This window comes from Paraburkholderia hospita (assembly GCF_002902965.1).
In the GTDB taxonomy this organism is placed as follows: Bacteria; Pseudomonadota; Gammaproteobacteria; order Burkholderiales; family Burkholderiaceae; genus Paraburkholderia; species Paraburkholderia hospita.
On sequence record NZ_CP026105.1, the window covers coordinates 172,242 to 197,164 of the forward strand.

At 57.2% G+C, this 24,923-nt stretch carries 15 protein-coding genes; 9 read left to right on the top strand and 6 right to left on the bottom strand.

Going from position 1 to position 24,923, the window contains the following annotated elements:
• Positions 1–55 precede the first annotated feature (55 nt).
• Together C2L64_RS54715 and C2L64_RS00750 are read left to right on the top strand one after the other, a co-directional pair.
• On the top strand, positions 56–517 hold the full coding sequence (locus C2L64_RS54715) for a hypothetical protein (RefSeq protein ID WP_244144481.1): 462 nt from the start codon (positions 56–58) through the stop codon (positions 515–517).
• 383 nt (positions 518–900) lie between these two features.
• Positions 901–1,227 (top strand): hypothetical protein, encoded by a 327-nt coding sequence (locus C2L64_RS00750; protein ID WP_090834890.1) that lies wholly within the window; start codon positions 901–903, stop codon positions 1,225–1,227.
• Positions 1,228–1,602: 375 nt separating this feature from the next.
• On the opposite strand, the gene C2L64_RS56040 is transcribed toward C2L64_RS00750, so the two are convergent.
• The 3 genes from C2L64_RS56040 to C2L64_RS00770 all read right to left on the bottom strand — a co-directional run bounded on the left by C2L64_RS56040 (position 1,603) and on the right by C2L64_RS00770 (position 4,174).
• Positions 1,603–1,782, bottom strand: a complete 180-nt coding sequence (locus C2L64_RS56040; RefSeq protein WP_322789351.1) for a BPSL0761 family protein — start codon at positions 1,780–1,782, stop codon at positions 1,603–1,605.
• An 895-nt stretch (positions 1,783–2,677) separates the two neighbouring features.
• Positions 2,678–3,439, bottom strand: coding sequence for a replication initiation protein (locus C2L64_RS00765; protein ID WP_158660480.1), 762 nt, complete (start codon positions 3,437–3,439; stop codon positions 2,678–2,680).
• 162 nt (positions 3,440–3,601) lie between these two features.
• On the bottom strand, positions 3,602–4,174 hold the full coding sequence (locus C2L64_RS00770) for an HAD domain-containing protein (protein WP_090834893.1): 573 nt from the start codon (positions 4,172–4,174) through the stop codon (positions 3,602–3,604).
• 1,283 nt (positions 4,175–5,457) lie between these two features.
• Here C2L64_RS00770 and trfA point away from each other — a divergent pair.
• On the top strand, positions 5,458–6,375 hold the full coding sequence (gene trfA / locus C2L64_RS00780) for a plasmid replication initiator TrfA (RefSeq protein WP_090834895.1): 918 nt from the start codon (positions 5,458–5,460) through the stop codon (positions 6,373–6,375).
• Positions 6,376–7,324: 949 nt separating this feature from the next.
• Complete coding sequence (locus tag C2L64_RS00790; RefSeq protein ID WP_090834897.1) at positions 7,325–9,931, top strand: hypothetical protein; 2,607 nt, start codon at positions 7,325–7,327, stop codon at positions 9,929–9,931.
• Between the two features lie 281 nt (positions 9,932–10,212).
• On the opposite strand, the gene C2L64_RS00795 is transcribed toward C2L64_RS00790, so the two are convergent.
• The gene (locus tag C2L64_RS00795; RefSeq protein ID WP_090834898.1) at positions 10,213–11,580 is read right to left on the bottom strand and encodes a hypothetical protein; all 1,368 of its coding nucleotides are present in this window, start codon (positions 11,578–11,580) and stop codon (positions 10,213–10,215) included.
• 1,007 nt (positions 11,581–12,587) lie between these two features.
• Here C2L64_RS00795 and C2L64_RS00800 point away from each other — a divergent pair.
• The 5 genes from C2L64_RS00800 to C2L64_RS00820 all read left to right on the top strand — a co-directional run bounded on the left by C2L64_RS00800 (position 12,588) and on the right by C2L64_RS00820 (position 21,198).
• Positions 12,588–13,835 (top strand): DUF3825 domain-containing protein, encoded by a 1,248-nt coding sequence (locus C2L64_RS00800; protein WP_090834899.1) that lies wholly within the window; start codon positions 12,588–12,590, stop codon positions 13,833–13,835.
• 85 nt (positions 13,836–13,920) lie between these two features.
• On the top strand, positions 13,921–15,636 hold the full coding sequence (locus tag C2L64_RS00805; RefSeq protein WP_143055674.1) for an NUDIX hydrolase: 1,716 nt from the start codon (positions 13,921–13,923) through the stop codon (positions 15,634–15,636).
• 588 nt (positions 15,637–16,224) lie between these two features.
• Positions 16,225–18,771, top strand: a complete 2,547-nt coding sequence (locus tag C2L64_RS00810) for a phospholipase D-like domain-containing protein (RefSeq protein ID WP_090834901.1) — start codon at positions 16,225–16,227, stop codon at positions 18,769–18,771.
• 4 nt (positions 18,772–18,775) lie between these two features.
• Positions 18,776–20,509: a hypothetical protein gene (locus C2L64_RS00815; protein ID WP_090834902.1), complete on the top strand. Its 1,734-nt coding sequence runs from the start codon at positions 18,776–18,778 to the stop codon at positions 20,507–20,509.
• Between the two features lie 425 nt (positions 20,510–20,934).
• Entirely contained in the window at positions 20,935–21,198 is a 264-nt protein-coding gene (locus C2L64_RS00820) for a hypothetical protein (RefSeq protein ID WP_090834903.1), read from the top strand.
• A 62-nt stretch (positions 21,199–21,260) separates the two neighbouring features.
• Here the strand turns inward: C2L64_RS00820 and C2L64_RS00825 are convergent, their stop codons facing one another.
• The gene (locus C2L64_RS00825; protein WP_143055675.1) at positions 21,261–21,917 is read right to left on the bottom strand and encodes a hypothetical protein; all 657 of its coding nucleotides are present in this window, start codon (positions 21,915–21,917) and stop codon (positions 21,261–21,263) included.
• A gap of 139 nt (positions 21,918–22,056) precedes the next feature.
• Positions 22,057–24,843, bottom strand: a complete 2,787-nt coding sequence (locus tag C2L64_RS00830; RefSeq protein ID WP_090834905.1) for a UvrD-helicase domain-containing protein — start codon at positions 24,841–24,843, stop codon at positions 22,057–22,059.
• Positions 24,844–24,923: the final 80 nt, after the last annotated feature.

Below are 24,923 nucleotides of genomic sequence, written 5' to 3' on the forward strand. Positions count from 1 at the left end.
TGCGATAGGCCACGTGGGAGCGCACTCACTTTGGCGGATATTGCAAACTGAACAAATGGTCAACCAGGATGTGCTGGTTACTCTTCGAGCTGAGTCTGCGTTTGGCATACTGCCCGCTCTCAACATGGCACAAATTCCGAAGGAGAATCAGAAACCCGTCACGGATGCCTACGACCGCGTCATGAAGGTGGCGTATCGAGATTCTCCAACTTCTGTTGTCGACCAGTGCCGAAACCTGTGCGCGGTCCTCGCCGGCCGGTGGTTACGCCAATTAACCGGTGACGAAAAAGCGGTCCACAAAGACTTGGGTCCATGTCTCACGGCAATCGGAAAACATGTCGGCGAAAATGAGCGGCGGCTGATTCGTGCGGCTCTCGAGACGGTCAATCTTCTTCATCCTCGCGCGAAGGACAATGAACGTGAGCGTCTCGACTTGCGGGAGGTATCGAACGCGGACGCCGAGCTTGCCTTGCATGCGACGGGGTTCGTTCTTAGAGAGCTCGGTTTGGGGTATTGACGGAATCGGCTCACGTTGTGCTTCGGGGCTCGCCAACGCACGCGTTTCGCAAGGTTTGTGGACATTCCTTTCAAAATTGAGTTGACGCGGCGCAGCCAACCATTGCCGTCTGATTTTGCGGTTCATCACCCGAGCGCCAAGGTAACGACGAACACAGCAACAAGCACGAACGGAACGACGCCGGCAAAGCTCCAGCGGAGCTACGTTGTTATCCGGCTGTCGGTAGTGGCAGACGCATTGAGTTTGACGGCGTGTGCCGAGAGAGCGGCAAGCTCTATCGCATCGCATTAGATGCTGGCGACGCGGTAGTGTGAAAAAACGAGAGAGGAAGTCCGGAGGAGACGGCGTGGTTCGGCCAGTTCCGTCCCCGCACCTGCACAGAGATGATGCGCAAGACGGCGTTGAACAATGGGTTTGCTGCTCCCGAGCTACCTGCAAACTTGAAGATACTCGTTGGCATGGCGGGCCTGTTGGCCGAGGACATCCTGAGCGGTGAGACGGATGATGCCGGTGCCATGGCTGATACCCTGTTCTTCAGAGTTTCCAACAGAGAGGCCTCGGCAGCCGACCTCGCGCAAATGAGCGTCACGGACATCGATAACTGCCGACTGAGCTATGAGGTGGTCGCGGAAGCTGTGCGGCTTCTGCGCGAAGGATGGTCGGTCGTACAACAAGAGGCCGAGTATTTGATTCAGTGCGCCACAGGTTAAACCCGATTTCCTTGGGATGGTGAGGGACATCGCGGGTGGCCAGTGAGCACCCGCCAATGCCGAAGGGCGAACGGTCGTCGGATATCACGAGCGACATGCGAGACCGCGGCAACATGCACTGTGTAGACGTTGGAGAATATCCAAGAATGCCTCGCTCGTACGTCACCCTTGTCGGTTTTCTACCGCCGTTCAACCATGCCTGATGTGACCGCCCGCGTGGCGGCCGCCTCATCCATGTCAACGGGTCCTAATACGGTCCGGCATGTCGTTCACCCGAAATAGCGAGACCGTTCACTGGCAGGTCGAGAGTCGCTTCGGCTACTCGCCGTCGGGTTTCTGTGTGTAGAGCGGCAACATGGACCCACGCGACTGTCTCTATCCATGGCGCGGCGGGGCCGACGGAGGAGCCCAAATCGCTGGAAGCGCAGAAGCTGAAACATCTAGGTCTATGTTCAGTGGAAAGTGCCTGAGAAGACGCTTCGCGACCGATTGCACCGCAACGGAAATCGTGTCGTCGTCAGCATACGAGAGCATCTCCAAGAACTCCCGGCGCATCGACCACCGCCTTCGTCCTTTCGGTTGGCGTTGTCATCTTTACGGCTCCTTGAGCATCAATGCTGTGACATCAGTTTGGTCAATCGAGCACGACACCGTTCCAACTCCTTGCTAAGGAAATCTACTTCTGCTTGCGTGTCGGCTGCTCGCTGTAAAAGCTGGCCAACTGCGTACCAGTACGCGTAGCCTAAATCACCGTCCGCCAAGGCTAGTTCATGAATTTTCCGGAGAGCAATCGCTAGGTCGATGCGTTTTGCTGAAGCCATCTCGTCCTCTTCCTCTGTAATTGGAACGCGTTGGTCGCGCGGCAAGGCATGCAAGCGTCGCGCGTTGTTTAACTTTGACTACTGACGCCAGCTTTGCTGTGACGTAAGAAGGGGTAGTACAAATGGTCGCTTGGCGACACGCCTCAATAAGAGAAACTGAGTAACCAATCCTTGATACGCCGTTGCGCGTAAGGCTATGCGTCATCAGCAACCGGGGGTTGCAGAGCGAGCGGTATCATCGGGTATCAAGGTGTTTTGATACTTATCAATACGGGTGAAACCGGTGAAGACCAATCGTAGTGGTGCCTCACCGGCAGAACCCCTCGCGACATAGGGATTGTTAGCCTTGGGTGTTTTCCAGCCGTGTCCGGCAGCACAGAGCATGTTGGAAGGCGATTCCCGCCCTTATGCCAAAACGCCACCATAGTCGAACGCAAACGGCCCATTGAAAGCCGCTCAACCGTGGTTTTTAGCAACAGTTTAGGCCTTGTTTGGACTACTTCGATGAGCCGCTTCGCAGAAGTGGAAAAAAATCAAGAGTTTGCAAAGTAAGGTGGCGTTTTCGCATAAATCCCCGACTACTAGGTCTACCATGCGGCCTCAATGGTCGTAGTCGCGTCGCTGGTGAGTCATGAAGCCGCAGTCAGCAGGGCAGGCGCTGAGTTTGCGTTTAAGGCCGAAAACAACTCTGAGCGAATCCTAAGATAGTCCCACCGCATCACCGTAGGGTCTTTACGCGTCACGGCGAAACGGACACTGATATCCTTCGAGTCCGGTTCGTCGGATACCGTCTCGCACTGCATTTCCACGTCTGACACTTCATTGATTTCACGTATCGCGGGCGCCACGACCCTCTTCAGGAAGTCTTCAGCTCGTGCGACACTGGCCCGCGATTTCCCCGGCCAGGCGCGAACAGCATCCAAAGGAATCCAGTCCGTCGAGCAGCCCTCCTGATGCTCGTGCCGAGCGAGGTTGGCATACAGCGAGCGGGCATACACCGACGACAAATCGGGCTTGAAATCAACGGGTAGCGCACCGGGGGATTCTTGTGAGCGGAGATACCTTAAAAGGTCGGTTCTCACATCGACCCACATTCGAGAACTGCCCATTCTGCTGACGGTACTCACGAGCGGTATCGAAAGCCAATATTCTGAGCTTGTCCGCCGCTTGCCGGTCTCGACGTAGCTTACTTTCTGTGCGCTCATAAGCATCTGTTCCAGGCGTCCCATCTCGTCGCTTTCGATGCCCATCAGCCATGCGAAAAGCTTTACATCGACTTCGTGACTTACGAATTCTTTTCCGGTATCCGTCGCCGTCGCTTTGGTGTTTGAGTAGGCGGTGAAGTAGATGAAGCTGAGAACTTGTGCTGAAACCCAGGTTAGGCCGCTCATCTCACGAGCCGCTCGCCCCCCGCCGCCATTCCGATGCGTGAGGTCGTCCCAAAGGCTAATATTCACTGACATTGAGGTCCCCAATCTTCTCAGTCTGCACATTGCAGGGAAGCGCCAATCTCCGTGCGCAGCCAACCGTCGTCGGGCGAACTGCGACGTTCGTCATGACCGCGCTGGAGAAGGCGAGTCACTGCCACGGACCTCGAGCAGCCATTCGGCAATGCGCTGCTGGGCGGTTGCGTCGCCAATGCCCTTCTTCGGGTCGAGCAACACCAGGTGCTCGGTCAGGTCGAAGAAGTCTGTACGGAGGTCTAATGCCCCGTAGACGGAATCGTCGATGGCCAGCCAGTTTTTCAGCCGCTTTGCGAATACGTAGGACCGTATGACATAGGTGCGGTCGATACCGTTTTTGACGTCTCCGAAACGAGCCTTGATGTCCGCGGTAGTACCGACGACCCGTTTGGCCAGTGCCGTCGGTAGATAAGAAACGACCTGCTCAAGGGAGAGTTTTCTCGCCCACTTTGTCGTGAGGACGATTTGGACCTCCGGATAGGGTGCGAGTATCTCTGCGAGCAGCGGAGCGAATTCGAACGGTGGCTGACCAGAATCAAGGGAAATATGTCCGTGCTCGTCGACGAGGCCACGCCCCCGGTGCAAGGTGCCGTCGTAGTCGACAAAGAGCGTCGGGGTGGGCTGGTCTAGCACGAGCGCCGGGTGCTTGCTTTCACTTGTCATGGTTTCCTTCGCCCGCTTGGCTCGGGAATATTTGACTCCGGGGGAGAGCCTTGCCGGTCGCCTGCGGGGCCGACAGAATCTGTCGCAGACGTCCGATAGTCCAGACTATCTCGGCGTCGGAAAACTCCCATATTCCGTTTCGGACTTTTTTGAGGAGTCCTGCCTCAACCTTTGAAACCGCCATGTGCAAGCACCAGGTGTTCTCGGTCATTTTCTTGGACGTGTACGTCGCGAGCTGTCGAGCGAGGTCCTCGCACAAGACATGTCGCTCATACACCGCGACATCCGTAGGCCCCATACTATAAGCGCCATCGGTTTTGTGCAGCAGCAGTTTGGGCTGGGCGCCTGGTACGGAACCAAGCGACAGTCCTTTCGGAAAGTCGTCTGAGATAGGTAGTGAATTCATGCGAGCAGCCGAACGTCCATGGTCGACGCAAGGTAGCAACCCGGGCCAACGCGGTCAACAATTTTCCGCTTGACAAATTGTGTATTTAACGATATACGTGCAATTTTATTGCCGTAATGTATATATATTCGAAACTTTGTACTGAGATATCTAATATTCAGAGCGTATCTTAATCTAGGTGTTTACCCTTATGATATCGTTGGACTCATGCTTTCAGTTTCCGCCTTGGGCGCGGGAATAGCAGGGCGCGCTGCGTGACGCCGGTCCGGTTCCGGCGGAAAGCATGGCCTCTGTCCTGCTGAGCGACAGAGGTGAGGGCGTCGCTGTCGCTCGCATAGCCACAGGTCCCCATCCCCCAAATCAAGGCAAGTGAACTGCGCCAACTCCTTGCGTGACCCGTCCCGCGGTGCCGGCTGACCAGGGCACGTACACGACCGCGACACGCCTATACTCTGATGGACGTACGGCGGGGTTCGGCTTATCAACGCGGGCAGTTTCGGCGGGCAACATCGTTGAGCAACAGTGGCGACAGGCGCCCGTCCTGGAAAGCAAAATCCACCAAGCGCGAGGGTCTGCAGCGCCGCCGCAGGCGGGAGAACTCTTCGCACGGGTGATGGCGAGCGAAGCGAGCTGATTTAGCTTTGGAATACCATTGCTTAGTAATTTTTTAAAGATGTATTGCCCGCTCTCATCCCCCAGAAAGTGCGCGTAAAAGCGCCGAGTATTCCATCTGCTCTGTTCCACAGGTCCCTCGCCGGTAGCCACAAGTCCCCTTTCTGCCAGCCGCAGGTCCCCAGTTGCCACAATCATGGGTCATCTCTCGCCGTATACTGTCTGCCGTCCGACGGGCGGCCATGTAATCCTGACAGGAACGACAATGACCGCAACGGCGAACAACACGCTGGCAGCATGGCACAAGCTGCAACTCCCCCACGGCCTGGGAACGAACTTCGTTACCGCGCAGACGCTCGCGCGAAGCGCCATCTTTAGCACCCAGTCGTACGGACCGAAAGCCCGGCGTCCTCAATATCTCTCGAAGACGCAACTGGCGACGACTGAAACGAGCGGAATCAAAGTTTTTCAAACCGCCGGTCAAGGGCTCGACCAAGGCGACGCTGATGTCTTTTACGAACTGCTCAGGCGCGTTGTCACCAGCGGCCAGGAAACGCATCGTGAAGCACGCATCTATTTCAACCGCAACCAAGTAATCAGGGCGCTCGGACGAACTCTCGGCGGAAAGACCAGGAAACTGCTCGACGATTCGCTTGACCGTCTCCTTCACGCGGAATTTGAGTTCTCGGTCCCCGGCCTTTTCGTCGGCAAATCCAGGCTGATTCTCAAAATGCTTGGCCCGGAATGCGGGTCGGAAACGGCGCACGACTACGACGTCCTGCTCGATGTCGAACTGGCGAGGCTCTTCGATGGCGGGCAATGGACGCTGCTGCGGCGGTCTGTGTTGCAATCCCTCAGGGGCAATCCGCTCGCAAAAGGCCTGTACGCGTATTACTCGACGCATCTGTCTCCCTATCCCATGTTGCCGGAAACCCTTCGAGACCTGATGGGGCGAAAGGGCATGCAAATGAGCAAGTTCGTTGCCGCACTCGAAGCCGCGCTTGCCGGGGTTAAGCAGGCCACCGGCTGGGCAAAATGTGAGCTGGAACTGACGGGGACAAACACAGGCAAAGTCGTCGTCTTGAGAGGCCAGCGGGCTCGGACACCGGCGTCGGAAGGAAGAATGAAAGCGACGGAGGCTGTTGTGGACGAAACCGCAGCCGACGCATACGGAGACATCTAGGCGCAACGCGCATTGCGCGGTAGCACCGGGCACGCTTCCGATGTTCCTAGCAGGTATGAGAAGCGCTCGTTGACCGGTCGGCAGAACAGCCTGAAGGCGGCCGCGGATATTTCGCGGCCTAGTTCTCAGTTCTTTCAGTACTTTCTTATATGTTAATTGCTGTCATCACATAAGAATTTTTGAACGTTATAAGCGGGTATTTGGCAATTGCGTGAATGCTTTGAAGGTTTCGAAGGTCTCGACGCTGTGGGGCTCGATGCACATCTTTTTGCACCCATGCGGGATACTGAATCGCCGGCGCCGCTGCAGGTCAGGCTTTTGATTCAACATCGCGTTTCCTTTGCGTGTGAGTTTCGCAGTCACGCACGCATACGCTATGCAGCATTCCATGTCGCAGATGCGTCATCGTGAGTATCTGACGCGCGGCGGCCTATCCGGACAATCTATGCCCAAACAACAAACATAACCCTTCTGTCGGCAGCTGCGTGCCTACGCATTGCATGTCGCTTGCCCATGCTCCGATGCCGACCAGCGCGACCAACAATAAAAGCACCCACATGACACGTTCCGCATGCAAATGCACCTTCAATCCCCTCGACTGCCACCATCGACAAATATTCTTTCTCGTCGTATTTGTGGCGAAGGTGACGGGAGACTTTATGGGAGCTCGATATCGCGAGCGTGTCTTGAAGATAGATGCAGCTGCGACGAATCTGGGCGTGTCATAGGCATGCGTTCGCCTCGTGCCCAGAGACCCGGCAACGGCGCCCTGAGCACGAACACTTATGTCGCAAGAATTCAGTTGTACATCTGCGTCGCCATGGTCATGTGACTGCACTGTAGCTAAAGTCTGAGTTGTGATATGCCGATATGTCGAGAGTCTGTCTCTCGCTTCCAACAAGAAATGAAATGCATTTTGTCTACTCGACTTTCGGGATTGGTATCAGTCATGTTGTCGACGGCCACGTTTGCGTTGCTGCGGCTGAAATCAGTAGCCGTCGAAACTCCGGCAATGATGAGGTCCGGGCTCATTGCTATAGCCCAGTTGTGGCTGCCTTTGTCGATAGTCTCCGTCTGCCTGGCCGGACTGTATCTCCCAGAGCAATCGGTCGCCCTTTGTCGCTCGCTGTCTGCTGCGTTGTCTGAAAGCGGTCAGAACAATCTTGGCAGCACGGGCTATACGGGTACGCTAGCCGAAATCTTCTGCTGGCTCGGCGGCAGTGGGCTCGTTGTAATTGTCACGTGGTTCTTTCTACCGTTGGAGACGAGCGTTGAAACGCGCTTTCGCGGTGAAGCTGCAACTGGTGCGTTTGTGCACATAGCCGTCCTATCTCTAGTTGCGCACCTGCTTATTCTCGCCCCGCTCTTCCTTCACCCTTGGTTTAACCAGTGGAGTGCATATACGTTCTTTAGCCTTCTGGCCATCTTGTACACGCTTGCGCGCTATTCGCTAGCAGGTCAGCGGTTGAAAATGGTGTTCGCTACGGTGACTTACTTGCTCATCGTAGTTAGCGTTGGATACGGTTTCCCTCAGGTCGGTGTTCTCGTTGCGGTACTCGTACCCTTTGGATACCTCGTGAGGTTGCATGACGGCTCAGCTGCCGGTTGGCGACGCCGCTGGAAGTTCCGGGAGCCGTTAGTGCTCTTGGTTGGTACGACACCGGTCCTCTTTGGCTGTATTGGGCTGGATTCACTGCTCGAACCATACCTCGTGCTTGAGCACCGAACGACCGTTCATCCCGTAATTTTGGCCGTATGGTGGTTAATTCCGGCTGTGCTCACATCTTCGATGTTACGCATAAAGCTGCCAAAGCCGCGTATGTCGGCAATGGTACTGATGCTACTCGCGGCGGCAGCGATTGTGCTACATGGCGGACTCAATTCACATGCGTCCGCTCTTACGACACTGTGTTTGAGTACCACGTTGGCTCTTGCTGTCGCGTTTATCCTGAGTCACCCGAGGTCCAGTCTGGTCAGGACCGCACTGGTTTCGATACTTGTTTTTTGTGCTTTGTGGTCAGCATTTCGGTTGAACCCGAGCATTGACCTCGAGCATGCTAACGTACAGCCTGGCCGCGCAGAATCGGGAGACGACAAGAGCTTCAGAACGTTCTATGACGCTTGGCTTGCTGCTCGTGGCGAGACGGAGAAAGATAACGGTCCAATCATCCTGGTTGCCGCAGCTGGCGGTGGTATCAGAGCGGCGGAGCACACGGCGCTCTCACTTGCTGCTGCTGACGATTACACAAACGGAGTATTTGGGTCGCGAGTTTTTGCTGTGAGCGGCGTGTCCGGCGGTTCCCTTGGAATTATGTCATGGCTAGCTGCACGCGATTCCAGCGTGTTGCCGGCAACTCAACCAATCTGCGCAAATCCTATGAATTTGGGCGGCGCATGGCGGCTTGGGCACTTCTATGCACACGACTTCATCTCCCCGGTAGCCACGCGGATGTTGTCGTCAGACTTACCTCTCGCCTTATCACCGTGGCCAACCGGGCAAACCAGCCGTGACAGGGCACTAGTCGATGCGTGGGCAACTAGTTGGGCCGCTGTTGCCAAGGAGTACGGGCGTGACGAGAACGGTTCAGTCTTAGTGCGTACGGTCAAAAGTCTGTCTGAGGACGCTGCTCACTTCCCGCTGTCGATATTCAATTCGACTGCTGCAGCAGACGGGAGGCGAGCAGTTTACAGCAGCGTAAGCATGGATTTTCCCGGCGCATGGGCATTGGACGGGGCCACGCCGGTTGATGTGGCTACGCTTGACAGTGCAAGGTTTGCGCTTGTGAGTCCGGTAGGTTCGGCATGTGCCAGGGGGGACGATTCGGAGAAAGCCAGTGCGGACCCTTTGCAAATGTGCCCGCAGGGATACCGACGCATTGCGGTTGCCGACGGCGGGTACGCTGACAATTCCGGGCTCGCCTCGGTCAACGACGTTCTCGACAAGTTGCAGGTGTTTAGGCCAAACCTTGAAAATGTCTATGTCGTCTCGATAAGTAGCAACCCGACTCAGAACGTCGCTTTCAAGGAGGGCACTCGCTTCGACAACGGCCGCTTCCTGGCGGAAATGGTTGCGCCAGCGTATGTGATGGAAAACGCGCGGGCAGGCCACACAACAGTATTTTCGAACCTTGTCGCTAAGCGCGTCGGCGAGACGCATTTCATGCGCTGGGAGATGCTGTCGGCAGAGTCGGTCGAGTATTGGCGAAAGCAATATCTCAAGGCAACAGCTTCAGGTGGTGGCTTTTTCGACAGGATGCAAAGCCGGTCGCGTGCCATTGAGGAGCTTGACCTTGCACCGCTCGGTTGGACGCTAGACCCATTTTCGGCGGGAACGGTATTTTCGCAATCCGTTGGCCATCTCCGAATATCCGATTTCCCCGTGTGCAAGCAGTACCGAATCGGACTTCAGGATATATGTAAAGACCTGGCGCCATACGCGCATTGGGGCTTCGGGGCTAGCAATCCGGCGCAGGGAGGACCTGTAGCGAGGGTGCGGGCGACGCAAGCTGCATCGGGTAGGAGGGATTCTCGACTGATTTCCCGCATGCTGGGCTAGGATAGATGGATGTGGCGGTTCTACTGGTTGCCTCAGAGGCCACGTTCGTAGTCCATTGATAAGGGGTGGCTTCATGAGACAGGGCAGCCGCGCGTAATCGTTCCAGACCAGTCTCGACTACTTATGCGCATGTTCATATACACAGAATTTACTGAATTTCTGGAACCGGAGCTAATCAGCAGCGTGCTCGTTGCTGAAAATGGCGCCGAGTTCTATTGCTAATCGAATGACTTTGACCGGGAACGCTGTAGCGACTTTGTGCGGGAAGAGGTGTCGGTGGGCTAGGCTGCCGTGTCAGGATTCCATTGGACGCCGGGCCGCGTCACCTTGAACTCGTCGAACGCCAGCATTAAGTCATAAAAATTCCACAGGGATTGGGGACGGCCAACTGAGCCTGCGCCCCCCGTTCGAATGAACTCGGCCAGTTCGCCGAAAGTAAGGAAGTACCTGAGCTCGCCTAGGTGGATGAGACCGGTACGCACCAGGTCCTGCAGGAAAAGGGACAGGCTCAGCGGCGAACCGAAGTCGAACAGGCTTCGGGTTACGCCCTTGCGCCACATCTCCGTTTCGAACGCACCGACCTGATGCCTTGCGATGACATCAAAAGAGAAATCATTCTGCGGGAAGTATCGCGAGACATCCTCACTGGCGGAATCCCACTCGAAAACATCGCGCTCGTGGCGGCCCCTCATTGCGAGCTTCCTCGCTTCCCTTGCCTCGCTGATAATCAGCTTCTCCAGACCCGCAGGTTTCCCAGGTTTCATGGTCCGGAATTCATCCGGTGCATGCTCGCTTAGCATCCAGTGCTGACTCACTGTGGCCAGCGTCAGGCTGACGATTTCTGAAGTGGGACCTGTCTGGTTCGACCAGATGAGCGCGAATCCCGTTTGAAACAGCTTCTCGCAATCGGCTACCGCCGCCTTTGCCAAGCCGACAAAGTATCTATCCAGACTGTCCAAGGATTCGGCCATCGGTACGCAAAACCGAGGATTCCTGCGAAACCGGTCGACCGCAATGGTATGCGGCACCAGGGCATACAGAGGCTCGAAATGCTGTGTAAAATCGAAGTCAAACAACTCCAGCACGATGCTCAGGCTGAAGGAAGGTTGAGCATCCCCGGGCCCCTGATTGTCGAAAGCATTCTTTGTCCCCCGGAGTGGCAAGACGTGCTTGCCGTCCAGGATGAGGGAGCGGACGCCATACCAGAGTAGGTCATCCCATTGGTCAGCGACGATGATGTACACGAAGTCGTTGACATAGGGCATCTGCATTTTCATGGCCGCGCTGTACGCGAGCAATTCCTGCACGCCTTGCCGTTCAGGCCCAGGCTGGGTCTTGAGTTCGACCAGTATGTAGTGCGCGCTTTCCGTGAAGAGGACCAAGTCAGGCCGCATTTGATTGCTATCTGCGGGTGCCACACTCCTGTTGGCGCTGAGCAGTTTAGCGGTGTACAGAAAGTCGCAAATGCGTAGCGCGCGCTTGAGCCCGGCGAGGTTAGCCTTGTCGGTATGTCGCCCTTCCTTTTCCAACGCGTCGGTCTTTTGCTGCAACACCTCAAGATTCTCGATGCAATCGCGTAGCTCGCAATCCTCCGCCTTGCCCTCAAACCACTTCTGGAGCGCTTTTTCAGGAACTGTTTGTTCTTCCATACTTACCCCGGACGGGCTGGCAGCCCGCTGTCTCCTTAATAAAGGGTTCGCCTGAGTAAGATTATCCCCGAACTGCCGCCGGACGGGTCATGTCACCAGATAGCGAAACGTGCACTTGTGACGGACGTTCGCGGTTAGGCTTGCCGGGCAAGACTGTACGCGTCCCGCTCGGAAATACCGGTGACCCATCAGAGGCAAGCGAAGTAGGGCGGCAGCAGCGATGTTCGCTGTCTCTCTTGTCACGAAGGGGGCTTCGGCTCCTCCGACTTTGCGAGAAGTCTTCCTATTGGCAATCGTCATGGCCGGTTCTTTACGCTTTCGCCTTGTGAGCGGGCTGCGGGCCACGAACGTCCTACGCATTGACAATTCACGCGTGCCGCCTGCTGACAGCCCTAACAGCAGGCCGGCGACGACACCTCTCTCCGTCTCCGATGAATCATACGGATTTAGCGATTTAGCTAGTCAGGTGACGCAACATACTCTGCGTCGACCGCACAGTAGTCAGCAGTCGTAGCGCCATCAAATTTCAGCGGTTTCCGAGGTGGTATCGGCGTAATTCGTTACTGGAGCGATGACGATTGATGTTCGTCAGCGAATGAATCTTCCTCCTATCCTCCTCCCGTAACACGGGGCGACCATCGTCTAATAGAGCCTCTATCAAAACACAAGGGTTCGACGATGAAACAGGACAAGGCGGATGGAAAGAAGTGGTCTACGAGTACGCCGGCACGACAGGCGGGTGGGCCAGTAGTGAAGACCGGGCCTACCGCGGGAAGTGTTCGTTCGCGCAATGAAGACGGCCGTTGGCGTGAAAAGCGTTCAGACGCAGGAAAACCACGAAAATAGGAGAGGTGGTGAACGGCGTTCGTGAGTCGGACGCCGCCGACACTTACGGGCCTAAAGGATGTCTCCGGCGAGCCGTTATTCGGTACGAGAGGACGGGGTGCGTTGCGATACAGGCAAACGCCGAAGGTGCAACTTCTAATAAATGAGAGAACTATAGAATTATGCAACAAGAACTTAAGGATATTGTGCGCTCGGCGTATCTCGCTGCATGCGACAGCGAAGATGCCCCGGTCGACCTCGCTGAACTGGGAATCGCCATCCGTAGCATCGCGCCGAGTTTCAGCCCGCGGCAGTATGGTTTCGACAAGCTTCGTCCGCTGCTCGAATCGCTCTCTGATGTACTAGACGTCGTTAAAGACGACTCAATCCATCCGCCGCGGTTTTTTGCACGTCCGGCCGACGCCAAAGCAGCAGCCGGGTCGCCCGTACAGCCGCCTGAGCAACAGTCCTCACGCACCGTGCGCGCCAAACTCGATGAAAATCTTTATGACTTCGCGTTCTTGCCAAAGCAACGTTTTGCTGAGCTGGCCGCGTTAGCGATTCCTGAACGATGGTCCTTCGGCGTTCAAGCGTCCGAAGCGGACGAATTCTCATTGTTGCGGAACTTCGTCAAATATACGTTTGCGCGGTTAGTCTTCGAGAAGAAGGTGAGTTATAGCGCAGACGGGCAATGGGCCGCGTTTAACACTGGCCTCGTCGATAATAGATATGAGCAGATTTTTGCGCTTTTTTCTCGAAATCACGTGCCGGGCCGCCAAGACTGGCACTTGGACCGGTTTTGTATCGCCGGGGAAGATTTTTTTGGCAAGCAGTTGGTGAAAAGCTTTTGCCCGCTTCCCGAACCGGCCTATTACTTCTCGGATGTGCGGGATGTCATCTACGATATCAACGCTGGCGCCCCAATAGTCGATTGGCATCACGTCATCGTTGAGAACGTCGACCGAATTCCGCTGCAGGTGGTTCGGCGTACACCCGTCAGCGGTTTTGAGTTTCAAGACTGCTCGGATATGTCTGATGACGCTCTGGAAGCCTATAAATCTGCGTTTGCAGACGCAATAAGCGCGGACCGTGCAGGCTATAAGAGCATCAAGGACCGATTCGTCGCGGCACTTGAGCTCGCGTTGAAGAGGGTTCGATGGAATTTCCGGACCGCGGTGCCAATTTATTTTCCGCGGGAGCGTAAGGTCAGTTTGCTCCTACCCCTTTCTCTGATTTCGGAAAGCAAGACAGACTTGGCCTTGGTTGTGCAACGAACTGAGTCTGGAAACTATCTCGGGCAGACTATCTATCCGCTGGAATGGGCATATGCGAATGCTCGGCTTGTTTCTCGCCCTGAAAGCGATTGGCTTGCGGCTACGCAGATTGAAGTCGCCGAAACCGCAGCGGCATCTGTCGAGCAAGCTGCATAGCGGGCAGGCGTCCTAGGCGGCGCATACTGGGAACGTGGCGGGCCGGCCGCAATTGATAGCGGTCGACCGAAAAAAGGAGTTTGCAGTGAAAGAGTTAATTCCAGGCGTAAATGCGATGTCCCGATGTCTTCCTCTGGTGTCCGAGGAGGGCGATTTCCATGTTCAGACGGACAAATCGCAGATACTGGCTGCGCTTACGGAGGCAATATCCCCGGTCGCTTCCGAGGTGGTGTTGTCAATGGTAGAGCGACTCTTTCTCGCAAGTCGTCTGCTCGACGAAGAGGCGCTTCGCGGGGGATTCTGGCGATGGGCTTCATTTCCCGCCTCTTTGATGGGGCGCTCGATGCTCGACGTATTGAGCGACGCGAATGGATTTCTTTTTCCTCGCGGATATTGGAACTCTCCTGAATACAGCGAAGAACAACGCGCAATTTTGCACAGTATCGAGACGGCGCGGGTCCTGAATCGCGCCGACAAATGCCCGCGTGCAATCCGACACGTATTCGTGGCGTGGGCTGTCGTCAAGGTCGGTGACCGATTCCTGCTACGGACGCGGGAGGACAAACAGCGGCCCGGTACCAAGCAGTTCGTCTTTCCTGGCGGACGTTTTCGGATTGAGGATGCTCACAATAACGAGGGGCCTAGAGTTCTGCTTCGCTCCATCGAAGAAGGCGACTGGTCTGAAATTCAGCGACACCTTGAAGCAACTCTTCGGCGGGAATTGAAGGAGGAACTCGGCCTAGACGAAGGTCAGTATGTTGCTTCCCGCTGGGTCGATACTTCACCTTATCGTCAGGTGGAGGGTGCAGGGAACCGGCATGCGTACTCCGAGTATAAGTTCCAGCTTTTCCATGTCCAGCTGGGGCGGGAGGCTATGTTGCAAATGTACTCGGAGATTGCACGTTGCCCGGACCAATTCGTCTGGTTATCGGCGCAAGAGGTTTGTGCGCAACGCTCGGTTGACGGCAGGTATAGTGCGTACCTTGATGCTCTAGTCAACCACTTTGGGGGAGATTTCGATGCAGCACTTGCCGACTGTCCTGCAAGCTTCCAGGACCAAACCGACCTCAGTGATAAATTCGAGCCCGTTGATATTCCGGTGAGCCACGGCGATTCATTCTCTGTTGGGCTGACTGGCGCGGAGCGGAGCGTTGACATACCGCTCGATACTCAAGAACATGCGATGCTGCTGGGACTTGCTTGTCATGCAAAAGGATATGCGTTTGCGCATGATGCGGTTATGAGGTTTCCTGCTGGGTGGGTGAAGCTGAATGACGAGCAAATTTCTGTCTGTCACCGGCTAAGCGAAAAATTGAGCGCTCGGAGATTCACTTGGATTGAGGTTTCGGATACAGGGTTTGCGCGCTGGCGATGGTCGTCGAACGAGACCTACCTGGATACGTCTGCATTCGAGTATCACATTAAATCTCTGCACGTAAACAGTCGTAGATGGGCTGAACTAGGTATCACCCGCTGTGAGCTGAATACAGCGCTCGGAATTTTCATCGAAGATACCACGACCATTTCAGTTTCGAAGAAACTGGCACTAAGCATCGATGCAATCGAGGACGAGCGCGTGCCGGAAGCCGACGATGACATCGCAATTGGTGATTTCAAGAAATCTGTCCGGGAGGCGCTTGATAGACCGCTTCAGGTGTTTGGGCTGAGAAAGTTCGTTCGTGCAGTGCCACAAGGTAAGCAGAAAAAATTGCTCGCGACGTCTAGCGGCGCAAATTCAAGGCGAATGACGATGGGGGAATATGCAATCACCATTCGACGCAGAAGTTCGGTGAGCATCTGAAGAATGTTGTCGCGGTCACGGGTCGAGGCGCGTCCGCCTGCGCCTGCTCACCTGATAGACCCTGGGTATCGGTCACCTAAGTGCCTCGGAATGCAATGCCTGATTAGCGCCGGTTGCACAAAGTTTGCTGTTTGTCGTCGGTGGACTTTGTCGTGCTATGCATCGTCGACCAGGGTGTATCGGGTACCACCGTATTAACTACCAGCTGGCCGTGCGCCTTCTGTGGGCGTGTGTTGGTCACCAAAAAGGTTTGAAAATGCTTAGAACCACCACGGGGATTGTTATAGGAGCGGCGCTTCTAGCGGGATGCGCGGCCGGTGTTGAACGGATGCAGACACCCGATGGACGTGAGGGTTACAGTATCGAATGCGGTGGTTCCGCATATTCATGGGCGAAGTGCTATAAAGCGGCCACCAAGGCCTGCCCGGCAGGCTACGACGTGCTGACACGCGACAGCTCGACTACACCGACGAACTACGGGCCCCTTGTCGACCGCAACATGGTAATCGCCTGCAAGAGAACGTAAAACGCGCTGAAACCCGGCGCAAAATTAGCGCGCGGGCGTGAGTAACGTAAGAGAGACCTGCCATGCAGAAGTCGTTGTTGTCGCTCATCAACGAGGCAAAGCCTCGTCGCGTGCTTTTCACCACCTACACCTTCAGCATCAGCTGGTTTGAGGCGTTCATCCTGCCCGCGCTGCGCAATTGCGGGTGCGAGCAGATTGACGTGCTTGTCGACGCGAGTGAAGCATGCAACTCGACGAAGGAAGCGACGTGCCTGCATGCAGGCAGCGGCTACAGGGTCATTTCCGTGAGTATGGAAGGCTCCGCAGTCTTTCATCCCAAGCTTGTCTACCTTGAAGGTTTCGAGCACGACAATCTGGTGGTGTCGAGCGCGAACCTCACGCTCGCCGGTCACGGCAAGAATCTAGAAGTGGTCGATGCGGTGTCGTCGTATCGCGAACCGGCTGTCTTCGGCGAGTTTGCAGAATTCATTGATGCGCTCGTCGGCAAGTACGAATTCGCGCCGGAGAATAAGGCGATTCTGCGCACCTACGAGCGGCGCGCGCGGACGCTGCGTGCTGCAGCTGGCGATATCGACGAGTACGCGCGCACGACCTGGCTCATCCACACCCTGAATCGGTCGGCCGCTGAGCAGTTTGCGGTACTCGCCGACCGGCTCACGCGGCCCGAAACGCTAACGGTGCTGTCTCCCTATCACTCGCCCTCCGGCGAGCCGGTGCAGAACCTCGCTGCAGCCGTTCATGCATTCAACATGCAGGTGGGCATCAGCAGAGTCACTGCTGTTGCGCCGTTCGAAGAGTCGCAGACTTGCTTCGTCGAGCCGGTCGAATATGTCGTCGTAGAGACCGAAGACGCCTTCCGGTTCCCGCACGCAAAGTGCTTTGAGCTGCAGGCCGAAGATGGCGTGCTGGTCATGACGGGTTCGGTCAATGCAACTTCGCAGAGCCTTGAGAGTACGACCAACGTTGAAGTAGCGCTGGTGCGGCGCCTGTCGGAGTCGCCTTTTACCTGGACAACCATCGAACCGAAGGACTATGTGGCGTGCGATTTCCGCTCGATGTCGCTCACAGTGCGGCAGCCCGCTGTCCAGGCGACGTGGCGTGCGTCGCAGCGTATTGTGGGGACGGTGACGCCGACGCCGGGCGCGATGCAGGTCAAGCTGGCCATTTGGGAGGGCGATAAGTGCCTCACGACGATGCCCAATGTTGAGTTGACGGAAGATGGTGCGTTCGACGTGCTGGTGACAGACGATTTCGAGTACACGCGCGCCTTGAGGGTGGTGCTGTCGGGCGAGGATACGACGGCAACCGGATGGCTTAACGTCGAACTGCAACTCACGGCCACGGATGCGGAGCGCAAGCTCCTTCGTGCAGCCAACCGCATGCGCGCGGGTGAATTCAATATTGCCGACATGGGCGCGATATTCTCGTGGATGCAAACGCTGGGCACGAAGCAGCGGGAGCGCTCCTCGCCGGAAGGGCAGTCTAGCGGCAGTGAGCAGCGCGATGAAACGGGCGTCCCGCGCCAGTCGATGAGCTACGAAGAATGGCGTCGTGGTTTCGAAGACCTGACGCCGCTGGGCGCCTCGGCGTCTGTCACGCGGGTGTCGCTCGAGGCGGCACTTCTCTGGATTAATTCGGACCTAACGGGCGAGCTTCCGACTGCCAATGCGCCTTCTCGCGTGACGGGCACGGACAGCAAGCCGAAAGAAGCGGCCGCTGCCGGCACGCCGCGACTGAAGCTCCTCATGAGCGACCGTGCCGAGTATGACGACGACTACGACGTTGAAGACGATGCCGATTCGGACCGCGCGCGGGTAGAGGAGGCGGGCAACGCGCTGTTCCAGAAGTTCGTGGCGAGCCTGCCGCGTGCGCTGGAGCTGGACGCGCATTCGGCCATCGTCCCGATGATTGTCGAGCTTGCGGTCTGCGCCGTGCTCAAGCGGGCACTGGTGCACAAGGAGCCGCGCAAGGCCGACTCGAATGTGCCGTCGGAGCTGCTCGTCATCGACGGCTGGCTTGAGCGCTACTCGAAGTTCGACTACAGTGCCCAGAACCGCGAAAAGCTGCTGCCGTTTTTCTGCGCAATGGCCTGCTGCGCCGCGCACTACCATCAGGATTCGTCGCGCCCGGCGGTCAAGGAAGCTTTGCAGCGTATGGCACGTCGTGCGGTGCCAGCCGATGAAATCTATGAACTGGCGCGCATGGCGCTGCACTCGCGCTGGTTTGAACGAGTACCTACGGCAGACCACGATGAGGTCGCAACAAGCGGCAAGGACATCGCGGAGTGCGTAACGCTCACGCAACAGCTTGAGAACCTCATCGACATTGCGGTCAACAATCCTGCAGAGAAGACGGTAATTCCCAGAGAGTTTGAGGCCGTGATGAAAGCGGTCAAGCAACATCGGACGTCCAGAGACAAGGTGTTCGGCAACCTGCATGCGACGTCGACGGGGTGCCCGTGCTGCCACGTCACCATCAAGCCTCGAGAGCTGAACGAAATTCTTTCGCGGCGCGCGGCGCTTTGTACCAACTGCCAGCGCGCGCTGTTCGCGGGGCTGGACAAGGCCGAACTGGCAAAGAAAGGCCTTGCAGGCCGATACAAGGGATAAGCCGATGCTTACTACGCCGCATTACACACCCCTGGTCGACGACACGGACGCTGCCGACCCGCTCGGCACCGGCGCGCTAGTCGATGCTTTCTATCGCTCGGTGTTTCCGGGAATCAACAACGTGGTCGAGTTCGTTCGCATCTACGCAGCCATCTGCTGGATGATTCGCCGCATTGACGATACAGCGCACTCGACGAAGAACCCGGATATCCTCGCCCTGTCAAAGGCTGGTCTGGAGAAAATCCAGCTGCTGCTGACCTGGTACAACGGGAACAATGGCGTGAAGGGGCTCGCTGGAAGGAATCGGCGCTATCCGCCAGACAACAGTCGCGTGACCCTGAGTTTCGAGAAGATTCCGAGCGAGCGTGTTGCGCGCCTGCTCGAGGCGGAACCGACGGCAGATATCGCAGACCCGGGCATTCACTATCTGACGCCCGTACAGTACCGGCCCAGTCTCGAAGGTGGGCTGGCGTTCATCCGTGAGAGCCGCGAGGCGCGCGGCACGTACATCCTGACGGCGGCCGGAAAGAAGCTCGCGGACGCCTACGAACAGGCGATTTCCGGGTCGAAATGGTGCGACTGGCTTGCGGACCTCAACAAGGTGACCACGTGCCGTGAAGAGGTCGCAGAGATGGGCGACGTCCTGGACGTGCGCACGCCGTCGCAGCAGGAACGTGAGGTGTTCGCGCGCGCCTACTATCCAGAAGTCAGCGAGGACGTCACGGGCGCGAAGGTCCCCTACCGGTGCAACGGCATCACGCTAGTGCTGCGCGCACTGGAAGCGGAACAGGATAGCCCGCGCGAGCCTGAGCAACATGGCATCGAGGTCGACGCGATTCGGTACACGATGGCGCGCGGCACAACACTTCAGGGTGTGGCGGTAAATCTTGACGGCCTCGAGGAGGTTCACGGCTGGTGGATGAACCTGCAGTTGAAGGAGCTTTCCCGGCTCGCGCTCGACAGCCTGTCGCGTAACGTCGCGAGCTGGATTCACGATGCGGTGACCGACGAGCGCCCGCGCCGGGACATCGTCGCGTGTGCCGACGGCCTTGGCGAGCGAATGGAGCGCGCGTTGCCTGAAGCGCATCGGAAACGCGTGGGCAGCTATGTCGAGCATCTTGAAGACCAACGCGGCACAGCAAAGACGTTCTACGAGGCGGGGCTCAAGGTGCCTGCTTTGCGCGTCGAGGAGATGCTCGGCCAGTTACTGAAGGTCTGCAACTTCAGTCAGCGTACGCCGCAAGAATCGGATGCGCTCGTCGAGGCGTACAAGGCGCTTGTGTACTGCGCGGTCGAGGCCCGTCAGCACCTGTCCAATCCCTATGTGCAGCAGACTGTGCCGCCTGTGGACCGCCTGTCGTTGCAGACGCTGCGCGGCCTGCTTGAGCGCTTCGAGGACGAGCGGCCGGCGGCGTTTCTGGCACACATCGTCCAGTTCTACGTGGTGCTGTTGCATTTCACGGTCGCTCGCGACCGGACCATTCAGGCACGAGACGGACGTAACCGGTTCATTTTTACCGTCGGCGAGAACGGACTGCAGCGCGTCACCGCGAAAGGTCCTATCCCGAATGTGGACCTCGGGCTTGCGCGGTTCAGGCTGCGTCAGGCGCTCCTGCTGCTCGCGCAATGCCAGTTCGTAGAGACGGCCGACGAGGGCAAAACCTTCGCGCTGACTAGGGCGGGACGGCTGCGACTTGTGCGCGGCACCCCTGATTTCGGGTTTTCTGCGGCGGCGTAGGGACACCACTAGCCGCTTCTTACGCAAGTATCCATTTCCGACAATCGAGCTGCCCGCATCAAGCGCTTGGGCAGGTCTCGACAGGACCGCGCCCGGGGCATCCGCGTACCGCTGACGTCCCTCAAAATTCGCCTTGCGGCGCGTAGTTTTCTTTGCGGACAATGGCGGCGCGCCTCCACGGCGCACTCATAACTCTAAAAAATTCAATTGCGTGCCTGGACTGCAATACCGCCGGGCCTTACAAGCGAAAGCAGCGTGTCAGATGTTCTGACGGCGTATGCATCTTTCCAGACCTGTCACTGAAGACAGGCATATCTGGGCGTTGCCGCCCAAACTAAAACTGATTGCTGTAACGCTCCGGTGCCAAGCGCGCGCTGGTGCAATCAGCCTTTGCATGCGCTGCCGGAGCGTCATGAGGTTTTGCAATGCAAACTGAGAAGCTGCGGCACGACTGCAATTACCGGCCCATCGCCTGCCCGACCTGCGAAGGCGACAACCCGACGCTATTCCAGGCGTTCGCGAGCAACCAGATGCTCGATGACTTTGGGGGCGACTGCATCGACGAACTGACCGACAACGACTTGCGCAACAACCAGGCGCCAGGCTATTCCTGGGTCGAAGGGCATTGCCTGGATTGCAATGGCGCGGATGACGGCAACTGCGGCGATGGCGAGGACTTCCACGACTGAGACAGCCGCATGCTGCGCTTCGTGCGACAGCGTGCGGCTTCTCTCTGTTTGCGCCACCCCGGTCAGGCCGCTTTGGCATCCGCTGGGTAGGTGTCGCGGAAAAATTTGAGAAGGTTCTTCTGGTCGTGCTTGCTCAGGGCTTTGACGAAGTAAAAGGCCATCGCTTCGATGGCGCGCGTGCGCGTGACCCCATAACCGAACGTGGCACGTGCCCAATCCATTGCACGCGCGGCGTGCTCATCATCGACGGAGTGAACGCCTCCTTGCCATTCGATATAGCAGTCAAGCGCGACAGATGGGTCCCACGGTTTGCCCGATACGTGCTGACACCGGTCGTCAGTGATGGGAAAACGTTCGGGGTCGTAGAAGTGCAGGAACTTCGAGCCCGCCATCATGGAGTCATTGACCAGGTTTCTCGCGAGACGACTCAACAGCCGCTCGTCGGTGCCGTCGTTAAGCGCAACAGCAAGCGCCTGTGCAACAGTTACGTCCACGACATATCTATTACGACGGCGTGCTATCCAGGTGTAGACGATGGCCACGCATTCGATGACTTTCTCTGCCGTCCAGGCCTTGGCGCGCGTGACCGCGGCGAAGGTTTCGAGATGGCCACGGTACGTCGCGATGTAGGCGTCCTTGCGCAGCACACCGGGTTTGGTGTTGTCGACGATGTAGTGAAGCCGCTTGGCGATTGCCGGGGCATTTGCACGCATGGGCATGGTGGTCACCTCAGTGGTTGGGAGGGGCTCGACTGTGCTCCGCGGCCGCTGATATAGCAACCTGTTGTTGTTTGCACACCATGTTCGAGTAGCCCGCCGGATTGACGGGCACAACACTTTTCTTCATAGACGCAAGACCTTAGACCGTCGGCGTAAAGCCGCGCCTAGTTCGAGCTCCGTTGCCTCCACTCCGTGGCTTGTATTCGCAACGAGGGTACGACGAGCACGCCTCGAACACCCCATATGGGCCAGTTCTCTGCACGATAACGCCGATTTCGCATGCGGGGCAACGTTCCTCCTCAATCACTTCGCCGCTGGTTGCCTCGACCTTCAAAGCCCTATCTTTGACGAGCTCATTCAGGAACGAAGAGGTTTCCCCCTTCACTGTGAACAATGCAACAGAACGCCGCGCGCGAGTCAGTGCGACGTAGAACAGCCGCCGCTCCTCACACAGAGGATAAGTGTCGCCCGTTGGCATCGCCATTGCCAGAACCGGGTCGTCCACCCTCGTGCTGGGAAAGGCGCGGCTCAGCATTGCCGGCAAGATGACGTAGTCGGCTTCGGCGCCTTTCGAGCGGTGCATGCTCAAGAAGGAAAGCGAGATGAGACGACCATACCGCGCTCGCCAATTGCTCGGGACATGTGAGATGTCTCGGTTGTAGCGGCCGAGAACGAAAACAGTCACTTTCCCTTCTCGAGCGTGCGGCACTCTGCCTTCCATCAGGTCCCGGTACAGCTGCGCAAGGTACGTATCAATCGCGACAGACAGTTCCTCTTTGTTGTCTACCTGAAATGCCTTTAGGACCGGACCCATCGCCGGGGCCACTGAATGGACTTTCTTCGTCAGCTGGTTTGGGTTCTTGCTGATGAATCGACTGGACACATCACATAGCTCCTGGGGGCAACGGAACGTCTGCTCCAGCTTGAGCACTTCAGAGTTGCCGAACCAATCTGCGAAGTCGGTCATGACTGAGATGTCAGAGCCAGCAAAGCGGTTAATCGATTGCCAGTCGTCGCCGACGGCAAAGAAGAAGCGCCCGCGGCGATTGACCAAAGCCCGGCAAAGACGCGCACGTGCACGCGAGGCATCCTGGAATTCGTCGGCCATCACGAGTTCGAATGGTGACTCGTAACGGCCAGCCTCCAGATGCGCTGCCGCATGGTTTAGCATATCCTCGAAGTCGATGCCTCCTTCTGCGTCCAATGCATCATCCCACCCGCGAAGGACTGGGCCAACGATTTCGAGAAACATCATGTGTCGCTGAATTAACACGTCGCTGCTATCCACGTTCAGGCGTTGCGACAGGGCATCGACGGTCAAGCAGTTGCTCTTGGCGTGCGTGATGAAAATGCGGACCAAAGCAACAAGCTTCTCGTTGTCCATCGGCGGAAAGCCGCGCTCCGGTATGAGCCTATCCGGGTTAGGGTCCAGCGCAACGCCGCGTGCGGTCAACTGTTTGCCCAAGACGTCGTCCAGCGAGCGTGTTCGCAGTTGGTGCGAAGTCGTTTCAATCAGTTTCGTGCCGCGCCGCTTGTGTTCGGCACGCTTCCACGCTACGCCATCAAGATACCCGGTGAACTCCGCTGGGGGCTCGCCGGCGGCGTTGAGCGCGAAGTGCTCGTGGTACACGCCGATGTCCGGGTAGTAGAAGTCAGGGAAATATTGACGATGGTCGGCCGTGGCGGTGTCGAATTCATATTCCCGCTCATACTCGTAGTTGACGCCGTTGTAGAACAGCCAGTCGCAAATTAGCCGTTCTTCGTGACTTCGCACGCGTTCGCCGCGAATCGCCTGCACGTAACCGTTGCCGTCTCGGTCCCAGCCGTCGAAGTCCGATGTGCTACCAAACTCAGGGAGGTCGCGGCCAAAGACAACGCGGAAGAGGTCCCATTTGGTACGGAATTCTGTGGAGCGGTCCTTCAGGTTGTCGACAATTGCTTCGAGTTTGCGCAGTCCGGCGGCTGCGTCAACCGCCCAGTCCGGCACGCTAGGCTTTCTTCCCGTGGCGTTGCCGATGATGCTCAAACCTAGACTATGGAACGTCCGGGCTTCTACCGCAACATCTTCCATACCCAGCCGGATGAACAAGTTGCCAGTGCGCTCCTGAAGCTCGTCGGCAGCTTTCTTGTTAAAGGCCAGCAGGAGAATCTGGTCGGGGCGAAAAATGCCGCGATGGACGGCGTACGCCGCCTTTGCAACCATGGTAGATGTCTTCCCCGACCCCGCTGAGGCAACAACGAGCACACGGTCGTCGAAACAGGTGACCGCGCGGGCCTGCTCTTCGGTCAGCGGTTTGCTCTCGACCTGGTCAAACAGGTCCTTGCAGGCGACCAGTTCTCGCCGCGTGTATTCTTCATTTTTCTGCGCCCAATAGGCTGGCCAGTCACGTCGCCAGATTCTGAGCACCGATTCGACGTAGTCCGCTTCGCCGGGAAGTCTGGCGCGAACCGAAGGGTCTCGAAAAAGCCTCCAGAGGTCCTCATCGGAGCGCTCAAGGTGCGGTCGCCGAGACTCGAATGCTGCCTGCCAGCTCTGGGGTATCCAGCGTCTGTCTTGCTCACATTGGGAAAGGTGAACGCCGCCCTCCTTCAGCCAGGTCAGTATCTGGCCGTACGCGCGGTCGAACAAATATGGCCGCTCGCACGTAGCAATAGTCTTCTCGAGTTTCCGCGCCTGTCCATTCGGCAGTCCATCGATGCGGATTGCGTCTGCTTGGCCGGCACGGAAAGTGATGTCTGCCCAAAGCACTCCCTGCTTGATAAGCGGTTGGCTCTTGCCATCCAGTGTAAGCCTGATTTTTACTTTGCCGTCGACGAAGAGGACCAGAGCGCCGTCTACCAGGCGCAGGACCCAGTTTTTCGATTTCGTGAATATCCGGCCATAGGGGGAGGGTATCCACTGGTTTTCGCTATCCGCATTAGTCATTGGGAGTAGTCGGCACGAAGCCAAGAGCAGGCAGGCGACGGCAACAGTTCGAGATAGCAGTAAGGTAGCCGACTTGCCGG

What these genes read in the sequence shown, in the direction of transcription:
- trfA (WP_090834895.1), top strand. Translation starts at nt 5,458, where the DNA reads ATGACCGCAACGGCGAACAACACGCTGGCAGCATGGCACAAGCTGCAA.
- C2L64_RS00790 (WP_090834897.1), top strand. Translation starts at nt 7,325, where the DNA reads ATGTTGTCGACGGCCACGTTTGCGTTGCTGCGGCTGAAATCAGTAGCC.
- C2L64_RS00830 (WP_090834905.1), bottom strand. Translation starts at nt 24,843, where the DNA reads ATGACTAATGCGGATAGCGAAAACCAGTGGATACCCTCCCCCTATGGC.
- C2L64_RS00820 (WP_090834903.1), top strand. Translation starts at nt 20,935, where the DNA reads ATGCAAACTGAGAAGCTGCGGCACGACTGCAATTACCGGCCCATCGCC.
- C2L64_RS00750 (WP_090834890.1), top strand. Translation starts at nt 901, where the DNA reads ATGATGCGCAAGACGGCGTTGAACAATGGGTTTGCTGCTCCCGAGCTA.
- C2L64_RS00800 (WP_090834899.1), top strand. Translation starts at nt 12,588, where the DNA reads ATGCAACAAGAACTTAAGGATATTGTGCGCTCGGCGTATCTCGCTGCA.
- C2L64_RS00810 (WP_090834901.1), top strand. Translation starts at nt 16,225, where the DNA reads ATGCAGAAGTCGTTGTTGTCGCTCATCAACGAGGCAAAGCCTCGTCGC.
- C2L64_RS56040 (WP_322789351.1), bottom strand. Translation starts at nt 1,782, where the DNA reads ATGCGCCGGGAGTTCTTGGAGATGCTCTCGTATGCTGACGACGACACG.
- C2L64_RS00770 (WP_090834893.1), bottom strand. Translation starts at nt 4,174, where the DNA reads ATGACAAGTGAAAGCAAGCACCCGGCGCTCGTGCTAGACCAGCCCACC.
- C2L64_RS00795 (WP_090834898.1), bottom strand. Translation starts at nt 11,580, where the DNA reads ATGGAAGAACAAACAGTTCCTGAAAAAGCGCTCCAGAAGTGGTTTGAG.
- C2L64_RS00825 (WP_143055675.1), bottom strand. Translation starts at nt 21,917, where the DNA reads ATGCCCATGCGTGCAAATGCCCCGGCAATCGCCAAGCGGCTTCACTAC.
- C2L64_RS00765 (WP_158660480.1), bottom strand. Translation starts at nt 3,439, where the DNA reads ATGAGCGGCCTAACCTGGGTTTCAGCACAAGTTCTCAGCTTCATCTAC.
- C2L64_RS54715 (WP_244144481.1), top strand. Translation starts at nt 56, where the DNA reads ATGGTCAACCAGGATGTGCTGGTTACTCTTCGAGCTGAGTCTGCGTTT.
- C2L64_RS00815 (WP_090834902.1), top strand. Translation starts at nt 18,776, where the DNA reads ATGCTTACTACGCCGCATTACACACCCCTGGTCGACGACACGGACGCT.